Consider the following 23333-nt stretch of genomic DNA (forward strand, 5'->3'; position numbering starts at 1 on the left):
GGTTTCCGACACTCGGGCCCGTCTTCGGCTCCGAGCGGTTGGCCTTGGGCGATCAGCATCAGCCGGGTGCTGGCCGACAAGGCTTAACCCGCCGTCCAGGCGAAACCGCGAGCCCTTAGCGCCCGCAGAAGGTCAATCCCAATGTTCATGCATAACAAGCGCTTGATGTACACCGTGCGTGTCGCGGAGCCCAACCCCGGCCTCGCCACCCTGATGCTTGAGCAGTTCGGCGGCCCCCAGGGCGAGCTCGCTGCGGCCATGCGATACTTCACCCAGGGCCTGGCCGACGAGGACGTGGCGCGCCGCGATCTGCTGATGGACATCGCCACCGAGGAGCTGAGCCATCTGGAGGTGATCGGCTCGATCGTGGCCATGCTCAACCGCGGAGCGAAGGGCAAGCTGGCCGAAGCCGCCGAAGAGGAGGCCGACCTCTACGCCAGCATGACGTCCGGCGGCGAAAGCCACACCACCTCCATCCTCTATGGCGGGGGAGCGGCGCTGGTGAACTCGGCCGGCGTGCCATGGACGGCCGCCTATATAGACACCATCGGCGACCCGGCCTGCGACCTCCGCTCCAACATCGCGGCGGAGTCGCGCGCCAAGATCGTCTATGAGCGCCTGATCAACGTCACCGACGATCCCGGCATCAAGGATGCGCTGGGCTTCCTGATGACGCGCGAGGTGGCGCACCAGAAGGCGTTCGAAAAGGCGCTTTACGCCATTCCTGACAACTTTCCGCCCGGAAAGCTGCCCGCGGATCCTCAGTTCGCCGATGTCTATTTCGACATGTCCCAGGGCGAGGGCGAAGGCTCGGGCCCCTGGAACACCGGCGACCAGTGGACGGTCATCTCCGATCGCGAGGCCCAGGCGGCGGTTGACGGCGGCGACGGGCAGGCCAGCGTCGGGCTCGATGAGACGTCCGGCGCGGCGGTCGACGCCTTCGCCGCCCGAACCCGGTCCGACCCCGACAGCGACCCGGTCACCGGCGCGGACCTGGGAGCAGGACCGGGCGCCGGCCGCACGACGCGGCTGGGAGACGAAGACAGCCCGCGCTGATCGGCCGGGTGAACCATAGTGCAGGCTGCGCGGACGTCCGCGCAGCCTGCCTTCGTCCGTCCAGGCTGGGTCAGATGACCGCCTACGTCCCCTTTCGCTCGTCGGGAGCCACGACGGCGTGCCGGGCGGCGAACTCCGTCAGCAGACGCAGATAGTCGGCCCGCTTTTCGACCGGGCCCAGATGGCCGGCGCCCGGGATGGAGACGAGGCGCGCCTTTGGAACGGCCTGGGCGATGGCTGCCCCGGCGCGCGGCCGGGTCACCAGGTCCCGCTCGCCGATGAAGACGAGGGTGGGCGAGCGGATATTCGCCAGGTCCTCGGCGACCGACCAGCGGATCATCGCGAGATTGCCGTGGGCCTGGACGGCGGGGGAGGTGAGGGTCGGCAGCCGGGCGCACAGGTCCAGATCGCCCCAGGCGGGCCGCGAGCCGAAGCCGGCCAGACGCATGGCCAGATGGGTCGAGCCGTTCAGATAGGCCTGCCAGTTCATCAGCCAGATCAGGGGCGAGATCGCGATGTCCAGCCGCAGGACGAGGACGATGAGGGGCTGCAGGGCGCTGAACACCGGGCTGGCGGCCATGGTGCGCAGGGGATTGTGGAAGGTGGTGTTCTCCAGGACGAGGCCCGCGATGCGGTCGCCGGCCCAGACCACGTCGCGTCCACACAGGGTCTGAACGGTCATGCCGCCAATGCTGTGGCCCACGAGAACCACCGGCCGGTCTGCGGGCAGGCTCTCCACCACCGCCTTCAGATCGCCGGCGAAGCCCTCGAGCGACCAGCGACCCTTCGGCCGGCCCGAGCGTCCCGAGCCCGGCAGATCCCAGGTGGTGACGCCGAAATGCGGCTCCAGCGCCCTCCGTTCATCCGCCCAAATGCGGGACGACAGCCCCCACCCATGGGTCAGGACCAGGATGGGGCCGGTCGAGGCGCCCGTGGTCCGGACACTGAGGATGGCGCCGTCAGCTCCGCGGATTTCGACACGGCCCTCGTCCGAGCCAGGCGCGGCCCGCCCGGGGCGGGCCAGAAGCGCCAGGATCAGGAACCGGCCGAACAAGGCCAGGGTGATGAGCGCCAGGGCGATCCAGAGCCTCTGGTCGCCCGGTTCGGGCAGGCCAGCCTGGTCCGCCAGCCGGTGCTGCTCGCGCCACGACCAGATCAGCCAGGCCGCCCCGACAGGGATCGCGAGGGAGAGCACGGCGAGCAGCCGGGTGAGGAGAAAAAGCAGGATCATCGAAGGGGCGTCCGGTTGGGGTGCTGGCCGAACCGCCCCCGTGGACCGCCGTTCCAAGTGCCGAAAACCGACACTGGAGGTCCGCGTCCCGAACACCGGGGGCAACGCCGTCCGCCGGCGTCGTGGGCGGCGTCGCTGAAGTGTCAGACCGGAGCGCGTTCGAGCCGCAGATAGGTCGGATCGAACTCGGCGAGATCGACCAGGCCCTCGCGGTCAAGCAGCCGGACCCGGGCGGCCTGCCAGGAGATCAGGCGGAGCCGGCGCAGCTCCATGAGAGTCCGGTTGGCATGGACGGCCGACAGGCCCAGGCAGTCGGCCAGCTCGTTCTGAGTCAGGGGAAACTCGAAACCGTCCGGTCCCGCCAGGCCGACCACCGCCAGTCGGGCCTCCATCTCGCACAGGATGTGCGCGGTGCGCCCCAGGGCGTTCTGGGTGCCCATGCGGTGCAGCCATTCCCTATGAATGGCGCCGTCGATCACCGTGTCCAGCCACAGCAGTCGCGTCAGATGGGCATGGGTCTGCGACAGGTCGACAAGCCGCTTGTGAGGGGCGGCCGCAGTCACACAGTCCGTCAGGGCCAGCACCCCATGGTCCATCTGCTTCATCAGCAGGCTGTGGAGATCAATGAAGTCCCCGGCCACCCCCAGCTGGGTGAAGGACCGGGTGCCGTCCCGCAGGACGCTGAACCGGGCGATCCACCCTTCCACGAGGAGGGTCGAGCGCGCAGGCCGCTCACCCGGACGGATGATCACACTGCCGGCGGGATGACATCGAGGCGGCTCGAGCAGATCCTCAAGGGCGGCCGCCTCGTCGTCAGAGACCTGATCCCGACGCCTTAGCTTGGCTATGAGTGCCTGTGTCGGCGTTTGGACAGGAGACATCCGTAGTTCACCCCGAAGCGTAGATACCCTTGCATGGCCCAGTTTCAGTACACCGTCACAGACAGCACCAAGGTCACGAGCGTCGAGGACGCGGCGGTGGATGCAGCCGCCGCGCGTCGCGAAGCCCTCATGCTCCTGTCCGGACTGCTGAGGGATTTAGCGATCTCCGGCGGTGAAGGTTCCGGCTTCGTGGTGGAGGTTCACGATGCGCACGGCGCGCTGGTGACGCGGCTGACGGCGGGCCTGACGCAGCACTGATCCAGGTCGCGGACGACAGACGCTTAGCGGCCCGGGTCGGCCGGGCGACGGCGGAACGATCACGCCATCAGTCCCGCCCGCCGGAGCGCCGCGTCGATGACGCCCTGGACGTTCGGCGCGACCAATGGGGATCGCCCCCCGTCCCGCGCTTCGGCCACGGCCGGCTGGCGGACGGCGTCGAGATCCGCCAGGTCCCAGGACAGGGCGCTCTCGAAGCTTGAGGACACCCCGACATCGAAGAGATGCGGGGCGACCGCTCCGCATCCGTGGGGCCCGTCCGTCTTGAGCGGCGTCCCATGGCCCAGCCCGGCGATGCGGTGCACCTCGACGACAGGCGCGCCCCCAGGCGACACCCAAAGCTCGAACTCCCGTCCTGCCGGGGTGCGGGCGCGGCGCGGCTCGGACCGGACCCCATGGACGTCCCGCCATTGGCGCGCCACCGCCTCTCCCACCACGGGGCGTACGACCTGATCGCCCTGGCCCTGCCACACGGCGATCGACGGCCAGGCCGAGGCGCCCGCGCCTGACGCCCTGACCCGGTCGCCCAGGCTTGAGCCGTCCCCGAGCTTGTCGCCCGCCATGAGCGCCAGGGCGTCCGGCACCCCGGCGGCCACGCCATAAGGCAGGCCGGCGATGAGGGCCGCGCCGGCGAACAGTTCGGGATAGGCCGCGGCCATGACGCCGGCCATCGCCCCGCCAGCGGACAGCCCGGTCACAAAGATCCGCGACGGATCGATCGCAAACCGTTTCGACGCCGCACGCACCATGGCCGCGATCGAGGCCGCTTCGCCGGCGCCGCGCCGCACGTCACCGGGTCTGAACCAGTTAAAGCAAAGGTTGGGGTTGTTGCCGCGGGACTGCTCCGGGCACAGCAGAGCGAAGCCGAACCGGTCGGCGAGTTCGATCCAGCCCGCGCTCCGCGCGTAGCCGCTCGCCGACTGCGTGCAGCCGTGGAGCACCACGACCAACCCCGCGCCCGGCGCCAGGCCGGCCGGGGCGTAGGTCAGCATCCGCAGGTGTCCGGGGTTGTCGGCGGAGCTGAGCATTGACGAATGCTCCACGAGGCCTGGCTGTCGCATGCAGAGATCTCCATCACCGGAGAGGCCCGGCCTGCTGAATATGGATGTTGCAGTGCAGCATGCTTGGTCGGGGTGAAAGAATCGGCCGGCGATAAAGGGCAGCCGAGCTGCAAATCGCCGCAGGACGCGCCTCATCAGGCCGGCTGCCGACGCATTCCGACCGTCGGAAACCCGACACGCAGACGAAGCCGGTCCTCGGAGAGGCCGGCTGGAACCGTGGTGAGGCTGGCGAAAGCGGCGGTCCGGTCAACCCTGGGCGCGCCTGCGCGGCGGCGAGCGGACGGACGATCCATCCTCCGACTGGAAGGCGTCCAGCCCCTGTCGCCGCCCGGGCCGCCCTGCGGTCCTTCGCACCACCGTCCGGCCGAATGCTCGCGGCCCAAGCCGGACTTGGGACGGGAGGTCGCCCGTCGGCTGCGGCAGGCTTCAGCGCCATGCGTCGATGATCTCGTCTGTCGCAGCGGTCTCGATCTGCTGGCCGAAGCGCTGGTGATAGAGGCCGAGCAGGCTGTCATGCGTCTCATCGGACGAGCTGCAGACGGCGTCGGAGGCGACGATGACCCGGTAGCCCAGGTCGACGGCGCCGAGGACCGCGGCCAGGACGCAGACATCGGTCTCCGCGCCGCTCACCACCAGGGTGTCCACCCCGGCGCGGGACAGGGAGGCGTGAAGATCGGTGTCGATCCAGGGCGAATAGGTGGCCTTGTCCAGCAGACGCCCCGGCGGCGCGAACGGCTGAAGCTCCGGGACAAGCTCGATGAGGCTGGGGTCGAGGTTTTCGAGCGTAATGGCGGGCCAGCGCCGCCAGTAGCGCGCCCAGGCCCCCTGGGCCGCGTCGGGGGACCGGGCGGGAATGAAGCGGGTGAACCAGATTGCGTCAGGCCGGTGTGCGCAGAGGCGAAGCACGGCGGGGAGCACCCGCGGCATCCATGGCGTGCGCCAGCCGGTGTCCTCGGCGAACAGGCGCTGCATGTCCACGCAGAGATGGACCGCGTCGGTCGGAATGGGGCCGAAACGGAGCCCAGCGGTCATGCGGATCGCTCCAGCGGTGAACGGGCTGAGGTCATCGGCCTTCGGTTCCTGTTCAGGCAGCGGACGGCTGACGAAGCCAAGCGGCCCAGAAGCGTTGCCAGTGTCGGGAAGTCGACCCACCACAGGCTGACGGTTTCGGCCGCCCGGCGGTCGGGGCGTCGGTGGAGCGGGGTGGAGCGCGGTGGAGCGCGGCGCGTCGGCTCCCGCGGAGGCCGCCGCCGCCGCGAGAAGACGGCCACATTTGGACGGGGGAGCCGGCGTGCGCATCGCGACCTACAATGTGAACGGGGTGCGCGGCCGTCTGGACGTTCTCCTGCGCTGGCTGGAGATGCGCCGTCCCGACGTGGTCTGCCAGCAGGAGCTCAAGGCGCCCCAGGACGCCTTTCCCCAGGCGGCGATCGAGGCCGCCGGCTACGGGGCGGTGTAGATCGGGAACGGCGTCGCCATCCTGTGTCGCGGGGCCGCGCCGTGCCCACGCGCCGACGGCTGCCCGGCGACCCGGAGGACGACCAAGCCCGATATGTGCGGCGGCGTCTAACCCAACGAAGTCCGGTGCGGCTGCGGTTCGGCTGCTGTAGAGGGGGCGATTGGCCCTGCGGGATGAAGCAATGAATCACGAAACACAGGTCGAGGCGCTCCTCGGCCTTGTCGACCCGGAACGCGCACGGGACGACCAGGCGGCTGAGGCCCTGGTTGTTCTGGGACTCGCCGAGCGGTGCAGGAAGCGCGGCTACCGGCCGACGACGGCGGGCTGGACAGTCCTCGGGCCGAAGGCGGCTGCGTACCGCGGCTATTAGGCGTTGGCCGGGGCCCTGAGCCGGACCCCAAGCTCCACGGTCGATGGGCCGCCGCTAGAGCGGGGCTGGCGCGTCGGGCGGTCGCAGTCAGTCGCTCACGACCCGGCCGAGATCGATGCTCACGCTCGACTGGAAGCGTTGCAGCAGCCTTTCCGGCGAGGCCGGCGATATGAGGGCCCCAGTGCGATGTTCGGCTCGAGTTCCGGCCGTCGCCGGAGCGACATCGTGCATCGGCGACGGTCGACGGTTTCAGGTGCCGACCTCCAGGGAGTTTGCCAAAGCCGGGCGAAGGCTGACCCGCCAGACGGAAGACCGCACGTCTGACGCGGGGTCGCTTTAAGCGGAGCGTGAAGCAATCCCCGTTCCGACGTCCTCTCCAGGGTTTCTCTATGTTCAATAACCGCCATCGGGGGCGATTGTCGCAAGCTGATCGTTGAACCGTCCCATGGGCTTGGAGGCCGCCATGCTGAACGCATTTCCCTGGGGCGCCGTCGTCATCGGCGGCCCCATCCTGCTTCTCGTTGTCCTTTTCTGGGCGCGCCAGCGAACACGAAGCTATGAAAAGAAGATCGACCCCGACACCCCCTCGGACGATCCGTCTCAAGGCATGACGGGGCACGATACGCCGCCGGCTGACCGCCCTGATCGCTAGGCTATGGTGGCTGCGGGGTGCACTGCTGAGCGGCGAGCGAGCTGAAAGGCGCCCGTCGTTTTAAGGACCAAGGGCGACGGCCCGAGACCCTTGGAGCACTACGCGCCGGACGCCGTCCGATCATGAGAGACGTCATCCGGCCCGGCAAAGGCAGGATGAAAGCGAGATCAAGCTCAAAGACGCTTCTCAGAGCGGCCCTGTCTGAATCGGCCCGTGAGGACGGCGTTGGTCTGTTCGGACTTAAGTCGGTTCGGGCGTCGCTGACCTGGGGCTGATAATATCCGCAGGATTTCAGAGTTCGCTCGCCTACGCGGGCAGAGAGTCGGAAGGTGACGAGGTGGACGCCTCCCTCGCGAATGACATTTCGAGGCGAGCCAGCTCGGCGGACTGGGCCGGTGTCAACCTTTCCGTCCGCTGAAAAACGTGACCTTGAGGCCAGATGACGCCAGCCGACACGGCCGCCGCCTTGAGCGCTTCGATATCCGTGACACGGCGATAGGCCCAAATGCGCCATCGACCCACCTGGATCGACCAGGCCCACCATCCCGCCGTAAAGGATATCATAAAGCTCAGGATCATCCCCGCCATGATCGCGACATCGCCAATCTTGCCGGCCCCCGCCCAGATCAAGCCGGAAATAGTTCCCGCGAAACACAGGGTGAAGGCTGCCAGGACGCTCCCGTTGACCCACATCGTCCCAACAAGGACGGCGCGTCCGACACTCATATTGGCATGCCCCCGATACTGAGTGTCTGATTGCCGCATTCGCCGTGTGGGCGCAAGAAGCCGACCCTCTATTACCTAAAGCCGCCGCCTGTCAGACTGGTTCTAAAATCGTCGTCTTAGATGCGCCGCGTGCGGCGACGGTCCGGGCTTGCAACGCAAGACCCGCGACGCGCTTGGACCCTCCAGATCTGGATCATATCGCGACAGCCCGAAGGATGCCGGCGTTCCCGGGGATGAACCAGAGCCCCGCGCGCCGACAGCGGCGCGGGTCATGCTCACCGTTTGTGCTTGTCCGAAGCCTGCCCAGGGCGACCCGGGTCGAGGGATGCTCAAAAGCGTCCGACCCTATTCGGAACTGCAGCGTCAGAAATTGCTCTGAATGCCGCTTTCAGTCGAAGCGTGGTCGCTATTAGAATACGCAGAGCAGTGAGGCGACGAGCGTAGCGGCTGAGTGCGCCATGGCGCTTGCAATAACATCGACCGGAAGTTTGTATAGGCGGTGTCCTCAACGTGCACTTAGGATCATGACCTACCTGTGCTTTGTCGAGTCCGACATTCTCGCCTCGCCGCGCACGCAACCACTTGCTGCGGAGACGGCTGCGGAAGCTCGGGCCGAGGCCGAGCGTCTCCTGCGCGCTCATGCCGGCGGCTATGCTATACATGTGTTTGAAAATGAGCGTCGGCTGCTGACGATACGCCGTCCGAAGCCAGGCCCGACACCGCCCTAAGGGTGTCCGCCGCTGGCTAGCGGCAGGCCCGTCGAACTCATGCCGGCGCGACGCGCTCCGCTGAGACCCTGCCCGTGCGTTCGTCGCGCTCGAGGTCGTAGCGAATGGCCTGGCCTTCCCTGAGCCCGAAAATACCGGACCGCTGCACGGTACGGGCGTGAACGAAGACGTCAGCATCGCCGGAAGCGGGCGTGATGAAACCGAAGCCTTTGTCGGCGTTGAACCATTTCACGACCCCCTCGCCGGAGCCTGCCTTACGCCGGACCGCCAGCCGCGCGCTCGACCGGTTCACCCCGGCGGCTCGGGGGGAGGCGGCGTGAAGACGAACCAGATTGACCGCCGCATGGAGGGCCCCGCGCCGGTCCGGCTCCAGCTGGTACCGGACCACATCGCCCGCGTTCAGCTCCGTGAGGCCTGCCGCCTGGACCGCCGAGATGTGTACGAAGACGTCGGTCCCGCCGTCGTCGGGCGTCAGAAAGCCGAAGCGCTTGCTGCTGTTGAAGAACTTGACCGTCCCCTGGGCCATTGCCGGTCTCCGCGCTCGATCCTGAAGCGTTACAATACGGGGTTTAAGTCTCTCGACAACGCCTCCACCCGCGGCCTTTCCGGCGCATGGGGTTGGACCCGGTCTGCATCCATTGATGTGGGCGGGTTATCGGCAGGGGCAGACTGAACGCTCGGGACGGGCCGTCCGAAACGCCGCGTATTCAGCGCGGTCGGGGCGTGACCTTCGCGACCGGGATCTATGGCGGCCCGCCAAAGGGCGGCCGGCTTTTAAAATGTGAGGTAGCTTGCGGCCCCGCGTGGCTGGCTTGGTCAGGTCCGGCGGATCGTCCGCGAGAGCCGTCGCATCATGGCTGCGGCGCCCCGGACGGTCGCCGAACCCGTACCCGCCCGGCTTCAGGAACCCAGAGGACAGATTGCCGTTTCCGGGGGCGCCTCGGGAGTGTTTCGCGTGAAGGCCTACTACTGCATCGTCAACATGCCGGGCGTGCCGGTCCGGGAGATCGCCGCCTTGCAGGCGATTGACGACGTCGCCGCCGGCGGCGAGGCCCATCGTGTGGCGGACGTGTGGCCAGGCTTTGAAACGGTCGCTCTTTACGAGGGCGAGCGCTCTGTCCTGGTCATCGCCAATCCGGCGCTCGGCTTCAGCACCCGATCCCTTTGTCTGGAGACTCAGGCCGCGTGACACCCAGGAGGATCGTCATGCTCGGGGACTCGCTCACGGCAGGGTTCGGGTTGAGACCAGCGGAGGCCTTGCCGGTCCGTCTTCAGTCGGAACTGGCGGCGCTGGGCGTGTCCGCCGTCGTCGCTAACGCGGGCGTGTCGGGGGATACGACCGCCGACGGCCTGAGCCGCATCGACCAGGATGTGCCGACCGACGCAAGGCTCTGCCTTGTGGCTCTGGGCGCCAACGACATGATGCAGAAGGCGCCGACGGCGGTTATCCGCCAAAACCTGGAGACCATCGTGGACACCCTCGCGGCGCGAGGCGTCCCGGTCATGATCTGCGGCATGCGCGCGCCCCCCTGGTTCGGACCGTATGCTGTCGCCTTCGACAGCCTGTTCGGCGAGGTCGCACGTGCGCGCGGCCTGCCCTTTGATCCGTTTCTGCTTGAAGGCGTCGCCCTTGACCCGGCACTGGCGCTACCCGACCGCATCCACCCGAACGCCCTGGGGGTGGAGACTGTCGCCCGACGCCTGGCGCCGCTGGTCGTGGAAGCGCTGGAGCGCTCTGCCTGACGCCGTTGCTCACGGCGCGCCCCGCCTGACCGCTTGAGTTTCGACGTGACCCCGTTGGGACGGCTTCGCCCGAAAACCTGAAGTGGGTAGAGTCGGCAGGTTCGCGACACCGTGGCGCTTGTCGCGGACATCCGCCGTGCCTGGGCCCCTGAACGCGCTGCTGCCCACGATCGCGCCGGCGGGCCTGGCCGGCGCGCGGCAGGCGGCGTTCCACTCTTGCGTCAGCCAGGCGAGGGGGGCGCGCCCGCATCGAACATCTCGCCGCGGCTATCGGCGGACTGAGTCCGGCGACCGCGCCCAAGTCCAGCGCGTCTCGCCCCCTTGGAGCTCGTTGGCGCTCCGGCCAACCTATGATGTTGCGTCAAGAGCCGATACCGCTGACACCGTCCGGCGCGGTCGGGTGGTTTCGGCGTGCCGCGAGCCGGAGGAGTGTCCTGGTGGCTACGGTTCAATCCATCGAGGGACGCCTTGCGGTTTTCGCTGCGGCGGTCTTCCTTCCAGGCGTCCTGGCCCTGGCGGTCCTGCTCGGGCTGAACATCCTTGAAGCCCGGCGCGCACAGGAAGCCTCGCTGCTGGCGGCGGCGCGCGCTGCGTCGACTGCGGTGGATCTCCAGCTGGCGACCCTGGCCGCCACCGCTGAAAGCCTGGCCGAATCCGACGCCGTCGAGGCCGGCGACTGGGTTCGGCTGAGCCGCCGGATCGACCGGGCCGATCTTCCGGCAGGTGTCGTGCCAAGGGTCGAAGGCTCCGCCAGCCCGCGCACTGTGTTCACGACGCCGCCATCCGGGCTGATCGCGCGCCGGGCGGGACCGGTCGTCGACTGGGGCGGCCAGCCGCCGACGCCCGCCGACCGGCGGACGACCGTTTCAGGCGTCATCACAGGGACGGACGTCCCGGCCGCCGTGGTGGTGTCCGCGCCCGCCCCCGGTGCGGCAGAAGACGTCTCGGTGGCGTTGTGGATTGACCCCCGCTTCTTCCTGTCCGGCCAGACGTCATGGGGACTTCCCGAGACCGCGATGGTGACGCTGGTGGACACGCATCGGCGCGTTGTTGCGCGGTCCCGACATCATGACCGGTTTGTCGGCCGTTCCGCCACCTCGGGCATGATTGCGGCCATGGATGAGGCGTCGGAGGGGGTCACCGCCAGCCGGTCCCTGGAGGGGCAGCCCACGGTGGTGGCCTATCATCGATCCAGGCTTTCCGGCTGGACGACCATGGTGGTGGTGCCCCGGTCCTTCATTCTGGAGCCCGTCTGGATGAACGCCTTCGCCTTGGCCATTCTGCTGACGGGTCTCGGCGCCGCGAGCCTGTGGGCGGCGCGCCGGCAGGTTCACGCCCTGACCGCTGACATTCACGCCCTTGAACAGGACGCGCGGTCAATCGCTGAGGGCCGGCTCGTGGATCGGCAGCCTGTGCGAGTGGTCAATCTGGATCGTATTCAGTCCGCGCTCAGCGAGGCGTCGGCCGAACTGCTGCGTCGCCAGGAGCGGCAGATGCTTCTGATCAATGAGCTGAACCATCGCGTCAAGAACACCTTGGCGACGATCCAGTCCTTGGCCGCCCAGACCTTCCGGGGTGCGGATGACGAGTTGCGGGCGAAATTCGAGCAGCGACTCGAAGCTTTGGCGGCGGCCCACGACCTGCTTACCCAGACTACATGGTCCTCCGTAGACATCCGCCAGGTCGCGGCCCGCTGCGGCGGCCCAGCCGGGGCCGAACAGGTCCGCGTCGACGGACCTGCGGTCCTCCTGCCGCCAGAGGCCGCGCTGGCCCTGTGCATGTGCCTGCATGAACTGACGACAAACAGCCTGAAGTATGGCGCCCTGTCGCGCTCGCACGGCCGCGTGGATCTAAGCTGGACGATTGATGGTGATGGGGTGGAGTTGACGTGGCGCGAGCGCGGCGGACCACCCGTCCGCCCCCCGGAGCGGTCGGGTTTCGGCAGCCGTCTGATTGATCGCCTCGTCAAGCATGAGCTGAACGGGCGTCTCGAGCGTGACTACCGACCTGAAGGCCTGATCGTGGTCGGGCGCTTCAGGCCGAGCGGAAGGGGCCGGTGGAATGCGGAACTGTAGCGGCGCAGGGCCGTAGTGACGAGGGGGCTGGCGGCCGCGGTTCTGGAGGCTGCCCGGGAGCAGGCTGTACCCGGGGCGCCGTAGCCCCTAGATTGCGGCAGTGACCGTGGCCGGCCTTCAAGCAGGACAGGCCGCCGGCGGCGGGAGGACAGTGTGCTGGGCGCAGACGAACAGGCCGCGGAAGAGGCTGAGCGCCGTCGCATGGTCAACGACCTGACCGACAGCGAAGAGCTCTATCGAACCCTTTTCGGCCAGAGCACGACCGGTCTCTGCATCATAGAAATGAAGTTCGATGCGGCGCTCCGGCCGATCGACTATCTGATTGTCGAGGGCAACTCCGCCTTTGAACGGCAGACCGGGCTGAGGGGCGTCAACGGGCGCTGGGTGTCGGAGGTCGCGCCCGGCCTGGAGCAGCACTGGTTCGATCTCTACGGTCAGGTGGCGCTGACCGGCGAGCCGGTCCGGTTCGAAAATCCCGCCGACCTTTTCGGCCGATGGTATGACGTGCAGGCGATGCGCATTGGCGCGCCGGAGGCGCGCCGTGTGGCCATCCTGTTCAACGACATCACGTCCCGAAAGGCGCTCGAGGTCCGGCAGCAGGTCCTGCTCGAGCTCAACGACGCCATCCGCGACCTCGCGGATCCGTCCGAGATCGCTCAAACCTCAGCACGCATCCTGGCCCAGGCGCTGAAGGTCAGCCGCGTCGGATACGGTGTGATGGACGTGGCCGCCGAAACGGTGACGATCGATCGCGACTACAACGCCGAAGGCGTCGACAGTCTCGCAGGGGTGATCCATTTCCGCGACTTCGGCGACTATGTCGACGACCTGGCGCGCGGTGAAATCGTGGTGCTGAACGACGCCGGCGCAGACCCGCGCATCGCCGACCGCGGCGCCGCTCTCGAGCGCGTCAGCGCGCGGGCGCTTATCAACCTGCCCCTGGTCGAACGCGGCGAAGTCGTCGCCCTGCTGTTCGTGAACAACGCCACGCCGCGGCGCTGGTCCGACAGCGATGTCTCCCTTGTGCGGGAAGTGGCAGAGCGCGTCCGCACCGCCACCGAACGGGCACGGGCCGGCGTTGCTCTCAGCCGGAACGCCGCAAGGCTGCGCTTCCTGGACGCCTTGACCGGAGAGGTCGCGCGGGTCGCCGGCGCTAATGAGGTCCTGGCCGTCACCACCCGCATGACCGCGCATCATCTTGGCGCGGCCAACTGCGCCTACGCCGACATGGATCCGGACCAGGACGGCTTCAACATTCGCGGCGACTGGGCGGAGCCCGGCATGCCGAGCATCGTCGGCCGCTATAGCCTGGCTGAGTTCGGGGCTCGGGCCGTGGAGGAGCTGGGCGCCCAAAGGCCGTTGATCATCAACAGCCTGACTGAGATCGCCCCTCACGAGGCCGAGACGTTCCGAGCCCTAGGCATCGGCGCAACCCTCTGCATGCCGCTTGTGAGGGATGGGCGTCTCACCGCACTGATGGCCGTACATCATAGGGACGCCCATGTGTGGACAGCGGAAGAGCTGGAGACGATCCGGGAGGTGACGGAGCGGTCTTGGGCCTATGTGGAGCGGGTGCGCGCCGAGGCCGAACTCCGCGAAAGCGAAGGGCGCTTCCGCAATATAGCCGACAACACGCCCATGATGATGTGGGTGACAGACGCCTTGGGCCGCTGCACCTATCTGAACCGGACGTGGTACGTCTTCACTGGCCAGAGCGAAGCCGAAGCCGAGGGCTTCGGCTGGCTGGAGGCCACCCATCCTGAGGACAGGGCGCGTGCGCACGAGGTCTTCGTGACAGCCAATGCGGCGCGCCAACCCTTCAGCCTGGAATACAGGCTGCGCCGGGCGGACGGAACCTACAGGTGGGCCATCGACGCCGCCAGCCCGCGCTTCGGCACGGCGGGCGAATATCTGGGCTATGTCGGCTCGGTGATAGACATCGATGAGCGGCGCGAGATGGAGGACGCGCTGCGCCTTCGGGAGGCGGAGCTGAGCCACCTGAACGCCACCCTGGAGGCGCGCGTCGAGGAGCGCACCTACGAGCTTCAGGCCGCCCACGAGAGCCTGCGCCAGAGCCAGAAGATGGAGGCGGTCGGACATCTCACCGGAGGCATCGCTCACGATTTCAACAATCTGCTGGCGGGCATCTCCGGCAGCCTAGAGCTCCTTTCCCGGCGGCTGTCGGAGGGGCGTCTCGCGGGCATGGAGCGCTACATCGACGCCGCCCTCGCCAACGCCGGGCGCGCTGCCGCCCTGACCCAGAGGCTGCTGGCCTTCGCGCGCCGACAGACGCTCGCCCCGACCCCGACCGACGTGAATCGGCTGATCCGGGGGATGGACGACCTTCTTCGGGGCAGCATCGGCCCGGGCGTGGAATTGGCGGTACAGGGCGCAGAGGATCTGTGGATCACCAAGGTCGACCGCTCGCAGCTCGAGAATGCGGTTCTAAACCTGTGCATCAACGCTCGTGACGCGATGGCGCCCGCCGGCGGACGGCTGACGATCACGACGTCGAACACGACACTGGCCGCCCAGGACACCCTGGACCAGGACCTCCCGCCCGGGGACTATGTCTCGCTGCGCGTGACCGACACCGGTTCGGGAATGCCGCCGGAGGTCCAGGCTAGGGCGTTTGATCCGTTCTTCACAACCAAGCCCCTGGGCCAGGGGACCGGCCTCGGCCTCTCCATGATCCATGGCTTCGTACGCCAGTCGGGCGGAATGGTGCGGCTCGCCTCCGAAATGGGTCGCGGCACCACCCTGTGTCTCTATCTGCCGCGGCATGCGGGTGTGGCCGAACCGTCCGACGCGATGTCGGACGAGGGTCTGGCAGAGGGCGGAGACGGCGAGACCGTGATGGTCATCGACGACGAGCAAACACTTCGCATGTTGGTGGCGGACGTGTTGGGCGAGGCCGGATACCGCGTCGTCCAGGCGGCAGACGGCCCTTCGGCGCTGCGGCTGCTGCAGTCGGACCGGCGAATCGACCTGCTCGTCTCCGATGTGGGCCTTCCCGGAGGCCTCAACGGGCGGCAGGTGGCGGACGCTGCGCGCGAGACGCGCCCCGATCTGAAGGTCTTGTTCATCACCGGCTATGCCGAGAACGCCGCCGCTGTAGGAGACGGTGATCTGGCGCCGGGCATGGAGGTCATGACCAAGCCGTTCGGCATGGCGGAACTGACGAGGAGGGTCCGGCAGATGCTTCTTTCTCCGGCAGCCCCAATCGATTGACGCCCGTTCGCTGCGGGCGTCGGGCGAGGAACGCCGGATCCGGGACATCTTGAAGCTTCCGCAGGGCGGGCGCACGTCCCAGCGGTACGGTCGGACGGTCTCATTGTTGCGGTCTTGACTATTCAGTGGTCCTGGGCCCGCATGATCGCTATTGCGGGGTCCTGCGCCATCGCCGACGCCGCCTTGGCGCCTGCCTCGGGCCACGAAGACTGCCCCCCCCCCTTCTCATGAAGCGCGAAAGCCGCGCCGGCACCCGGACCTTGGCGCCGGTCCGGCACGAGCCGGAGGCGACGGAGTGATGTGTAGGAAAAAAGGCTCCCCGAAAAAGTCCGGGGAGCCTTTCGACCGGCGGGGTCATCGGGGGGGAATCGCCGCCTCGCCCACATAATCCGTGAAGACCGGGCGGGTTCCAGTCGCCATTTGCGTTTCATGCGCGTGACTCGGCCGGGTTATGATTCCGGCGCGAGGCGTCTGCGACCCTGACCACTCCCTTCGGCCGTTGCGATGGCCCGCTAGGGAGGGACAGTCGCTCTATGGCCCCGCAGTTCCTACGGAAACCGGGAGTGGGTCGGCTTTCGGCTGCACGCCTCGCCAGGCGTCGTGGAACCCGTCCTCAGCTTGCGGCTTGCAGACCCATGAAGACCAAAGACGCCAGCGCTTCCGCAGCCCCGAACACGGCCGAATTTCATCTCAAGGCGGGTCCGGTACGCCTGCGGGCGCGCGTGGCGGTGACGGCGGAAGGGCTGATCGCAGTCGGCGGCCTTGTCTCTGGCGTCCTGCTGTCGACCGCGGCCCTAGTCTGGGTGTCGACCGCCCCTGTGCGTCGACATCCCGTGTCGACGCGCCTCGGCCCCCGACGCTGAGGACCTGTGGATCGTGCCGCCCAAGGCGAACTGAGGCCGACATCGTGCAGGCCGGCGATGGACTGCGGACCCCGGGCCTCGGGCAAGCCGCTGTGCGGACGTTCCAGAGATGGGCGCATCACGAACCTCGACGCGCAAATGGAGCGTGATCAGGTCTGAGAGGCGGGAGCTGTTGCTGATGCCCAGCCGCCGCTCGGGGGCGAGGCCCAGTCCGCCCCAGCGGGGTCCTCCGATTTTGCCTTGGCGGCGACTAACGCGACATCTCTGTTGGGGGACAGGCCCAGGCGTCATCCATTGACCTGCCGTAGGCGAACGTCTGCCTGAGCGGGGCTGGATCGGACGCGCGGCTGATCATCGTCGATCGATGGCGGAGGACCCCGGCGCACGCCGGCGCAGCCCAGCGGCGAACGCCGCGAATACTCCTGCGTTGGGTCTTCAGTTGCGTGAGCGGCCGCCCATGGCGCCACGATCCGACGAGGATGATCTGATGCTCAAACCCCGGACCTGCGACGTCGCCGTAATCGGCGCCGGCTCCGCCGGTCTCGCCGCCTACAGGGCGGCGACCGGGGCCGGCGCGCGCACGCTTCTGATGGAGGCCGGGGAGGGCGGCACGACCTGCGTCCGGTACGGCTGCATGCCGTCCAAGCTCCTTCTCGCCGCCGGCCGCGCCGCGAGAGACGCGCGCGAAGCCTTGGTGTTCGGTGTGAGCGCGAAACCGGTCGAGGTGGACGGCCGGGCGGTCATGAGACGGCTTCATCGCCTCAGGGACGACTTCCTCGCCGATGTGATGGAAACGGTCGCCGCCATCCCGGAAAGGGACAGGATCCAGGGGCGGGCCCGGTTCGCGGGACCGACCGAACTGACGGTCGACGACCATACGCGCGTCTCCGCCCGCACCGTCGTCATCGCCACCGGCGCCCGTCCGACGATGCCCGACGATCTCAAGGCCGCCTGCGGGGACCGGTTGCTGACCCACGAGACGATCTTCGACCTGACGGACCTGCCGCGCGCCCTGGCGGTGATCGGGGCGGGGCCGCTCGGCCTGGAGCTCGCCCTGGCCTGCGCGAGGCTGGGGGTGCGCACCGCCCTGTTCGACGAGGGATCGGAGATCGGCGGCGTCGGCGATCCGGTGGTGGCCGAGGCCGTGCGGTCGGCGGTCGAAACGGAACTGACCCTGCACCAGGCGGTGAGGGTGGCGGCCAGACGCGCGGGGGACGGCGACGTCACCCTGAGCTGGACGGATGCGGCCGGCAAACACCGGCGGGGCCGGTTCGACTACGTCCTCGCCGCCGCCGGACGGCCGCCGGCGGTCGATGGGCTCGACCTCAACCTGGCGGGCGTAGAGCGGGATGAAACAGGGGTTCCGGTGTTCGATCCGCGGACGCTGCAGTGTGGACGGTCCAGCCTCTTCATCGCCGGCGACGCCAATGCGGACCGTCCCGTGCTGCACGAAGCGTCGCTTCAGGGGCGTCTGGCGGGCGCCAACGCCGCGCGCTTCCCGGACCTGGAGCGTCGGGCGCCGATGCCGGAGATGGCCCTGATCTATGCCGATCCGGACATCGCCCGCATCGGCCCCGGCTACAGCGAGGACGCGAGCCGGGACTGGGTCATCGGCTGCTCCGACAGCGTGGGCCGCGCCAGGGTCGACGGGCGGGACCCCGGCGTGTCGCGGGTCTACGCCGAAGCCGCCACGGGCGTGCTTGTGGGCGGCGAACTGTTCGGCCCCGACGTCGAACATATAGCGCATCTGCTGGCCTGGGCCGTGCAGCTGAAACTGACCGCCGAGGCTGTGCTGGAGCTGCCCTTCTATCATCCGACGGTGGAGGAGGGGTTCCGCACGGCCCTGCGCGACATCGCCCGACAGCTCGGCTGACGGCTCGCTCGATGTCTGGGTCGGTTGGCTGGGTCAGACGGATGGCCTTGGCGGCTCAGCCGCCGTCGGCGAAGCTCGGATAGAGGCTCATGCCGCCATCGACGAACAGGGTGGTTCCGACCACATAGTCGGCCTGGTCGGAGGCCAGCCAGACGGCGCTCGCGGCTATGTCCTCCACCTCGCCGATACGGCCGTAGGGGATGAGCTTCAGCAGCTTGCGCGCGGCGGCCGGCGTATCCCAGGCCTCGGCGTTGATCGGCGTCTTGATCGCGCCCGGGGCGATGGCGTTGACCCGGATCTTCTCGCCCGAGAGCTCCTGGGCCATGGATTCCATGAGCAGCTTCACCCCGCCCTTGGCGGCGGCGTAGTTGGCGCGCCCGGCCCAGGGGATGCGCTGGTGGACCGAGCTGACGAACAGGACCTTGCCGAGCGCGGCCGACCGGTTGGGTTCAAGCCCCTGGCGCCGGAACCGTCGCGCGGCTTCCTGGGCGCAGAGGAAGGCACCGGTCAGGTCGAGGTCGATGACCTTGCGCCAGTCCTCCAGCGTCATCTCCAGGAAGGGGGCGTCGGCCTGGGCGCCGGCGTTGGCCACCAGGATGTCCACCCCGCCGAAATGGGCGTCGGCGGCGTCGAACAGCTTCAGGACATCGCGGGGTCTGGAGACATCGGCGCCCACCGAGACCGCCCGGCCTTCCATTGAGAGGATGTCCTTCGTCACCGCCTCGCCGGCCTCGGCGTCGCTGTGGTGGTTGACGACGACCGCGGCGCCGGCCTCGGCGAAGGCGAGCGCGATGGCCCGGCCGATCCCCGAGCTCGCGCCGGTGACGACGGCCCGCTGGCCTTCGAGCGGCCTGGGCTTCACGGCTGGGGCCTCGCGCCGGGAAGGCGCGGCGCAGGGCCGGGGTGGCACAGGGGCGGGCGAAGGATCATGGGGCGTCTCCGGCGGATGGAGACAACGCCGCTTCAGCGTCGGGGTTTCGGGACGCAAGCGGGCCCGGCAGCCGGTCGGCCGCATTGCAGAGAGATCGCCGTTTGGCCTGCGGGGCTCGTGCCCCCCAGGGCCCGGCCAGGTCCGGCCTCGTCGTCGGGGAGGCGAACGCGATGCGGCGTCGTGCGTTTGAGGACGCCCGCCCGGCGGCGGGCTCCTGTTGCGCCGGCCGGCGGGCGAGGATGACCCAGCCGAGATGTCGAATGCCTGCAGTTGAGAGACGCGGCGGCTTCCTGCCGCTGAACGCCTATTCCGGCCTGGGCGACGGGCGCGCGGTGGCCCTGACCGGCGCCGACGGATCGATCGACTGGTGGTGCGTTCCCAATATGGATTCGCCGCCCCTGTTCGACCGGCTCCTCAATCCCGAACAGGGGGGGCGGTTCTCCATCACCCCCGTCGGTCCGTTCTCGGTGGAGCGTCGCTACCGAGCCGAGAGCAATGTGCATGAAACGGACTTCGTCACCCCGACCGGGCGGGCTCGGCTGACGGAATCGCTGAACAGCGGCACCGCCGGCCGTCTGCCCTGGGCCGAACTGGCGCGCCGGCTGGAAGGGCTCGAGGGGGAGGTCGAGTTCGCGGTCGAGGTCGTCTTCGGCGATCGCGCGGGGACCCGCAGCCCCTATCTGGCCGCCAACGCCAACGGAACGGTGTTCCACGTCGGCGCCGTCCTGGGCCTGCTGCTGTTCAGCGAGGCGGTCGTCGTCGACGTCCGCAGCGACCGCCGGATCGCGGGGCGGGTGACGGTGGCGGCGGGCGACCGCGCCGTGCTGGCGGTTGTCGCCGGACGCGACGAGCCCCTCGTGCGGCCGGCGATCGAGGACATCGACGCCCGCATCGACGTCTCCGACGCGGAGTGGAAGACGTGGAGCGAGGGCGTGGTCTACGCCGGCCCGCACCGCGACGCCGTCCTGCGCAGCGCCCTGGCGCTGAAGCTGCTGCTCTATTCGCCCACGGGGGCGATCGTCGCGGCGCCGACCACCTCCCTTCCGGAGCGGATCGGCGGGGACAAGAACTACGACTATCGCTTCGCCTGGATCCGCGACGCCGGCTACAGCATCAAGGCCTTTCTCCGGATCGGGGTGCAGGCGGAGGCCAAGGCCGCTTTCACCTGGCTGGTGGCGCGGGTGGCCGAGCACGGCTGCCGCGTGCTCTTCACCCTTGAAGGCGACACCGTCGACGACGTCTCGGAGATCGACCTGCCCGGCTATCGCGGCTCCAAACCCGTCCGGGTCGGCAACGCCGCGACCAGCCAGCATCAGCATGGGGTCTATGGCGACCTGTTCGAGGTGGCCTGGCGCTTCGTGGAGGCCGGTCACATCCTCGACGACCGGACCGCGGAGGTGCTGATGCGGCTGGCCGACGTCTGCGCCGACGGCTGGCGCCGGCCGGACGCCGGCATCTGGGAGCTGCCGGAGGCGAGGCAGTACACCATGTCCAAGATCAGCTGCTGGCAGGCGCTGACGCGCGCGGTCGCCCTGGCCGACGGCGGCCACATACCCACCACCTGCCGCGATCGCTGGGCGCGGGAAGCCGACCGGGTCCGGGACTGGGTCGACCAGGAATGCTGGTCGGAAGCGCTCCAGGCCTATGTGGCCTGGCCGGGGTCCGAGGAGATCGACGCCTCCGTGGCGCTCGCCGTGCGGTTCGGCTTCGACGCGCCGGAGCGGCTCGCCGGGACGCTCGACGCGATCGACGCGCGCCTGGGCGCCGGGCCGTTCCATCACCGGCTGACGGCGACGAAGGACGAGGAGGGGTGTTTCCTCGCCTGCAGCTTCTGGATCGCGGAGGCGCGGGCCCTGCTCGGTCAGACGGACCGGGCGCGGACCGCCTTCACGGCCCTGCTCGAAAGTCTCGACCAGGAGGGGGTCTATCCGGAGATGATCGATCCGGACACGGGCGAGTGGCTCGGCAATCTGCCCCAGGGCCTGACCCACCTGGCCCTCGTCGAATGCGCGGTCGCCCTGTCCGGCCAGGACTAGGACGCAGGAGGCGGGGGCCGGCGCCGGAGCGCCGGCCCCCCGTTCCGCATCAGGCGATCCCGGCACCGCCCGTCACGCCGAAGACCTCGCCCGAGATGTAGCTGCCTTCCTGGGAGGCCAGCAGGACATAGACGGGCGCGATCTCGACGGGCTGGCCGGGACGGCCGAACGCGCTCTGCTCGCCGAACTGGGTCACCTTGTCCATCGGCTGGCCGCCGCTCGACTGAAGCACGGTCCAGAAGGGGCCCGGCGCGACGACATTGGCGCGCACGCCCTTCTCCATCAGCTGTTTCGCCAGGGCCTTGGTGTAGGCGACGATGCCGGCTTTGGTGGTGGCGTAGTCCAGCAGGATGGCGGACGGCTCATAGGCCTGGACCGAGGCCGTGGTGATGACCGAGGCGCCCGGCTGGAGGTGCGGCGTGGCGGCCTGGGCGATCCAGTGCAGGGCGTAGAGGTTGGTCTTCATCGTCTGGTCGAAGTCCTCGCTCGAGACCTCGGCGATGCTGTCGCGATACTGCTGGCGGCCTGCGTTGATCACCAGGATGTCGAGCCCGCCCAGCTCGGAGACGGTCCTGGAGACGAGCTCGCGGCACCAGGCCTCGTCGGTGATGTCGCCGGGCAGGGCGACCGCCTTGCGGCCCTCCGCCTCGATCAGGGCCACCACCTCCCGGGCGTCCTTCTCTTCGGACGGCAGATAGGAGAGGGCGACGTCGGCGCCTTCGCGCGCATAGGCGATGGCGGCCGCGCGGCCGATGCCGGAATCCCCGCCGGTGACGAGCGCCTTTCGGCCCTTCAGCCGGCCCGCGCCCGTGTAGGAGGTTTCTCCGTGGTCCGGCTCGGGGTCCATCTTGACCGCCAGGCCGGGCGCCGGCTGCGGCTGTTCGGGGAAGGGCGGCTTCGGATATTGCTCGCGCGGGTCTTGCATCGGCAGGCGGTCGGCCATGAGGTCTCCAGGGGTTCGGGGATGGACCTCGAAAACCCGGGGCGCAGGCGGCTGTTCCAAAAGGGCGGCGACCGACATTGCTGCAGAGTGCGAGGCGCGGACCGGCGACCGCCGGCGCCACGACCGCATCCGGCGGCTGGGCGCCGCAGGCCGTCCCGGATGGGGCGCAGACCGGCGCGACTCCGGCCGCTGCCGACATCTCGCCGTGATCGCCTGATCTCATCCAGGGCGAATGGCGGGCTCGATCACGCCTGGAGGGGATGGGACGAGAATGACGGTTCTGCGAACAAGCGTCGGAGGGGCGGCTTTGGGCCTTGGGGCGGTGCTTGGCCTGATGGCCTGTACGCCGACGCCGGCATCGCCCTCATCGGCGCGTGACGCGAGGGGGCAATCGACGGCGTCGGCTGAGCCGCACGCACCCCGCCCGGCCGACGCCAGATCGGTCGCGGGTCAGTGGGACGTGGTCAGCTTCGAGGGATACCGGCCGGGGCGACTGTCCGGAACCCGACGCGCCGCCTATGCGGACTTCGGGCCCGAGGGCGTGAGCCTGCAGCTGGAATGCAACGCCTCGGGTCGGCCCGGGACGGTGCGCGACGGGCGGTTCGTGCTGGGGGGGAACAACAGCCGCATCCAGACGGCGATCGGGTGTGGCCCGGAGCACGGTCCGCGAGAGGTCCGCTTCTTCGACTTCTTCGAACAGTCGCCGACGGTCGAGACCCTGGGCGCGGATCGGCTGCGGCTGCGCGCAGGCGGCGCCGAACTGGTGCTGGAGCGGCCGGCGGTGCGGCGGCTGGCCCATCTGCCGAGCCCTGCCGAACTCGACGGCGCCTGGCGCATGATGGAGGTCACCCGCTATCTGCCGGAGGGCGGCGTCGCCGGCGTGGGCCTGTCGGAAATCCCGGGCCGGTTGATCATCGCCGGGGATCGCCTCCATTTCAGCGCCTGTCCGGAACTGGGCCTGCGCTTTCGCCATGCGTCCGAGGGGCGGCTGGTGAAGACCGGGGGTCCGACGCCGGCGTCTGGACCGCTGGGATGCGCGGGCGTGAGCGATGAGGCCGACGCGCCCTTGCTGCCGGGCCCGTCGCAGGCGCTGCGGCTTCTGCACGCCGATCCCCTGGTGGAGAAGACGGGAGACGGCGGCCTGCTGCTTTCGACATCGGACTACGGCCTGTTGCTGGTCCCTGACGGTCGCTAGTCG

General features: G+C 69.0%; 21 protein-coding genes and 1 pseudogene. 13 read left to right on the plus strand and 9 right to left on the minus strand.

What is annotated here, in order from left to right:
- Window positions 1-141 precede the first annotated feature (141 nt).
- Window positions 142-1056 (plus strand): manganese catalase family protein, encoded by a 915-nt coding sequence (locus ACK4I0_RS01235; protein ID WP_409607185.1) that lies wholly within the window; start codon window positions 142-144, stop codon window positions 1054-1056.
- 82 nt (window positions 1057-1138) lie between these two features.
- Here the strand turns inward: ACK4I0_RS01235 and ACK4I0_RS01240 are convergent, their stop codons facing one another.
- A complete protein-coding gene (locus tag ACK4I0_RS01240) occupies window positions 1139-2287 on the minus strand; it encodes an alpha/beta fold hydrolase (RefSeq protein WP_409607187.1) in 1149 nt (382 codons plus the stop codon).
- Window positions 2288-2430: 143 nt separating this feature from the next.
- Complete coding sequence (locus tag ACK4I0_RS01245) at window positions 2431-3168, minus strand: Crp/Fnr family transcriptional regulator (protein ID WP_409607189.1); 738 nt, start codon at window positions 3166-3168, stop codon at window positions 2431-2433.
- 33 nt (window positions 3169-3201) lie between these two features.
- On the opposite strand from ACK4I0_RS01245, the gene ACK4I0_RS01250 reads away from it, so the two are divergent.
- Entirely contained in the window at window positions 3202-3426 is a 225-nt protein-coding gene (locus tag ACK4I0_RS01250; RefSeq protein WP_409607191.1) for a DUF6894 family protein, read from the plus strand.
- Window positions 3427-3485: 59 nt separating this feature from the next.
- Here ACK4I0_RS01250 and ACK4I0_RS01255 read toward each other — a convergent pair whose 3' ends face one another.
- A complete protein-coding gene (locus ACK4I0_RS01255; protein ID WP_409607193.1) occupies window positions 3486-4472 on the minus strand; it encodes an alpha/beta hydrolase family esterase in 987 nt (328 codons plus the stop codon).
- Between the two features lie 459 nt (window positions 4473-4931).
- Entirely contained in the window at window positions 4932-5537 is a 606-nt protein-coding gene (locus ACK4I0_RS01260) for a cysteine hydrolase (protein ID WP_409607195.1), read from the minus strand.
- Window positions 5538-5796: 259 nt separating this feature from the next.
- Here ACK4I0_RS01260 and ACK4I0_RS01265 point away from each other — a divergent pair, with 259 nt between their 5' ends.
- The 3 genes from ACK4I0_RS01265 to ACK4I0_RS01275 all read left to right on the plus strand — a co-directional run bounded on the left by ACK4I0_RS01265 (window position 5797) and on the right by ACK4I0_RS01275 (window position 6986).
- Entirely contained in the window at window positions 5797-5964 is a 168-nt protein-coding gene (locus ACK4I0_RS01265; RefSeq protein ID WP_409607197.1) for an endonuclease/exonuclease/phosphatase family protein, read from the plus strand.
- 160 nt (window positions 5965-6124) lie between these two features.
- Complete coding sequence (locus ACK4I0_RS01270) at window positions 6125-6334, plus strand: hypothetical protein (RefSeq protein WP_409607199.1); 210 nt, start codon at window positions 6125-6127, stop codon at window positions 6332-6334.
- Window positions 6335-6797: 463 nt separating this feature from the next.
- Window positions 6798-6986: a hypothetical protein gene (locus ACK4I0_RS01275; RefSeq protein ID WP_409607201.1), complete on the plus strand. Its 189-nt coding sequence runs from the start codon at window positions 6798-6800 to the stop codon at window positions 6984-6986.
- Window positions 6987-7292: 306 nt separating this feature from the next.
- Here ACK4I0_RS01275 and ACK4I0_RS01280 read toward each other — a convergent pair whose 3' ends face one another.
- From ACK4I0_RS01280 to ACK4I0_RS01290, 3 genes and pseudogenes are all read right to left on the minus strand, one after another.
- A complete protein-coding gene (locus ACK4I0_RS01280; RefSeq protein ID WP_409607203.1) occupies window positions 7293-7712 on the minus strand; it encodes a hypothetical protein in 420 nt (139 codons plus the stop codon).
- A gap of 765 nt (window positions 7713-8477) precedes the next feature.
- Window positions 8478-8711, minus strand: a complete 234-nt coding sequence (locus ACK4I0_RS01285) for a cold-shock protein (RefSeq protein WP_409607315.1) — start codon at window positions 8709-8711, stop codon at window positions 8478-8480.
- 87 nt (window positions 8712-8798) lie between these two features.
- Window positions 8799-8966: pseudogene (locus tag ACK4I0_RS01290) on the minus strand (cold-shock protein); the annotation flags it as partial.
- A gap of 429 nt (window positions 8967-9395) precedes the next feature.
- Here ACK4I0_RS01290 and ACK4I0_RS01295 point away from each other — a divergent pair.
- The 6 genes from ACK4I0_RS01295 to ACK4I0_RS01320 all read left to right on the plus strand — a co-directional run bounded on the left by ACK4I0_RS01295 (window position 9396) and on the right by ACK4I0_RS01320 (window position 18225).
- The gene (locus tag ACK4I0_RS01295; protein WP_409607205.1) at window positions 9396-9629 is read left to right on the plus strand and encodes a hypothetical protein; all 234 of its coding nucleotides are present in this window, start codon (window positions 9396-9398) and stop codon (window positions 9627-9629) included.
- A 17-nt stretch (window positions 9630-9646) separates the two neighbouring features.
- Window positions 9647-10183 (plus strand): arylesterase, encoded by a 537-nt coding sequence (locus ACK4I0_RS01300; protein WP_409607207.1) that lies wholly within the window; start codon window positions 9647-9649, stop codon window positions 10181-10183.
- Window positions 10184-10620: 437 nt separating this feature from the next.
- Complete coding sequence (locus ACK4I0_RS01305; protein WP_409607209.1) at window positions 10621-12258, plus strand: sensor histidine kinase; 1638 nt, start codon at window positions 10621-10623, stop codon at window positions 12256-12258.
- Window positions 12259-12411: 153 nt separating this feature from the next.
- Complete coding sequence (locus ACK4I0_RS01310) at window positions 12412-15489, plus strand: PAS domain S-box protein (RefSeq protein WP_409607211.1); 3078 nt, start codon at window positions 12412-12414, stop codon at window positions 15487-15489.
- A gap of 635 nt (window positions 15490-16124) precedes the next feature.
- Window positions 16125-16352 carry a hypothetical protein gene (locus ACK4I0_RS01315; RefSeq protein WP_409607213.1) on the plus strand — a complete coding sequence of 76 codons (228 nt, stop codon included), beginning with the start codon at window positions 16125-16127 and terminating at the stop codon, window positions 16350-16352.
- Window positions 16353-16809: 457 nt separating this feature from the next.
- Entirely contained in the window at window positions 16810-18225 is a 1416-nt protein-coding gene (locus ACK4I0_RS01320) for a dihydrolipoyl dehydrogenase (protein WP_409607215.1), read from the plus strand.
- 55 nt (window positions 18226-18280) lie between these two features.
- Here ACK4I0_RS01320 and ACK4I0_RS01325 read toward each other — a convergent pair whose 3' ends face one another.
- Complete coding sequence (locus tag ACK4I0_RS01325; protein ID WP_409607217.1) at window positions 18281-19087, minus strand: glucose 1-dehydrogenase; 807 nt, start codon at window positions 19085-19087, stop codon at window positions 18281-18283.
- A gap of 329 nt (window positions 19088-19416) precedes the next feature.
- On the opposite strand from ACK4I0_RS01325, the gene ACK4I0_RS01330 reads away from it, so the two are divergent.
- On the plus strand, window positions 19417-21192 hold the full coding sequence (locus ACK4I0_RS01330; protein WP_409607219.1) for a glycoside hydrolase family 15 protein: 1776 nt from the start codon (window positions 19417-19419) through the stop codon (window positions 21190-21192).
- 49 nt (window positions 21193-21241) lie between these two features.
- Here ACK4I0_RS01330 and ACK4I0_RS01335 read toward each other — a convergent pair whose 3' ends face one another.
- Window positions 21242-22135: an SDR family oxidoreductase gene (locus tag ACK4I0_RS01335; protein ID WP_409607221.1), complete on the minus strand. Its 894-nt coding sequence runs from the start codon at window positions 22133-22135 to the stop codon at window positions 21242-21244.
- Between the two features lie 460 nt (window positions 22136-22595).
- Here ACK4I0_RS01335 and ACK4I0_RS01340 point away from each other — a divergent pair, with 460 nt between their 5' ends.
- Window positions 22596-23330: a hypothetical protein gene (locus ACK4I0_RS01340; protein ID WP_409607223.1), complete on the plus strand. Its 735-nt coding sequence runs from the start codon at window positions 22596-22598 to the stop codon at window positions 23328-23330.
- The last annotated feature ends 3 nt before the right edge of the window (window positions 23331-23333 follow it).

It is taken from the genome of Brevundimonas sp. (assembly GCF_046295775.1).
GTDB lineage: Bacteria > Pseudomonadota > Alphaproteobacteria > Caulobacterales > Caulobacteraceae > Brevundimonas.

Coding starts and splice junctions, on each gene's coding strand:
- ACK4I0_RS01235 (WP_409607185.1), top strand. CDS start 142: ATGTTCATGCATAACAAGCGCTTGATGTACACCGTGCGTGTCGCGGAG.
- ACK4I0_RS01240 (WP_409607187.1), bottom strand. CDS start 2,287: ATGATCCTGCTTTTTCTCCTCACCCGGCTGCTCGCCGTGCTCTCCCTC.
- ACK4I0_RS01245 (WP_409607189.1), bottom strand. CDS start 3,168: ATGTCTCCTGTCCAAACGCCGACACAGGCACTCATAGCCAAGCTAAGG.
- ACK4I0_RS01250 (WP_409607191.1), top strand. CDS start 3,202: ATGGCCCAGTTTCAGTACACCGTCACAGACAGCACCAAGGTCACGAGC.
- ACK4I0_RS01255 (WP_409607193.1), bottom strand. CDS start 4,472: ATGCTCAGCTCCGCCGACAACCCCGGACACCTGCGGATGCTGACCTAC.
- ACK4I0_RS01260 (WP_409607195.1), bottom strand. CDS start 5,537: ATGACCGCTGGGCTCCGTTTCGGCCCCATTCCGACCGACGCGGTCCAT.
- ACK4I0_RS01275 (WP_409607201.1), top strand. CDS start 6,798: ATGCTGAACGCATTTCCCTGGGGCGCCGTCGTCATCGGCGGCCCCATC.
- ACK4I0_RS01280 (WP_409607203.1), bottom strand. CDS start 7,712: ATGAGTGTCGGACGCGCCGTCCTTGTTGGGACGATGTGGGTCAACGGG.
- ACK4I0_RS01300 (WP_409607207.1), top strand. CDS start 9,647: ATGCTCGGGGACTCGCTCACGGCAGGGTTCGGGTTGAGACCAGCGGAG.
- ACK4I0_RS01315 (WP_409607213.1), top strand. CDS start 16,125: ATGAAGACCAAAGACGCCAGCGCTTCCGCAGCCCCGAACACGGCCGAA.
- ACK4I0_RS01320 (WP_409607215.1), top strand. CDS start 16,810: ATGGCGCCACGATCCGACGAGGATGATCTGATGCTCAAACCCCGGACC.
- ACK4I0_RS01330 (WP_409607219.1), top strand. CDS start 19,417: ATGCCTGCAGTTGAGAGACGCGGCGGCTTCCTGCCGCTGAACGCCTAT.
- ACK4I0_RS01335 (WP_409607221.1), bottom strand. CDS start 22,135: ATGGCCGACCGCCTGCCGATGCAAGACCCGCGCGAGCAATATCCGAAG.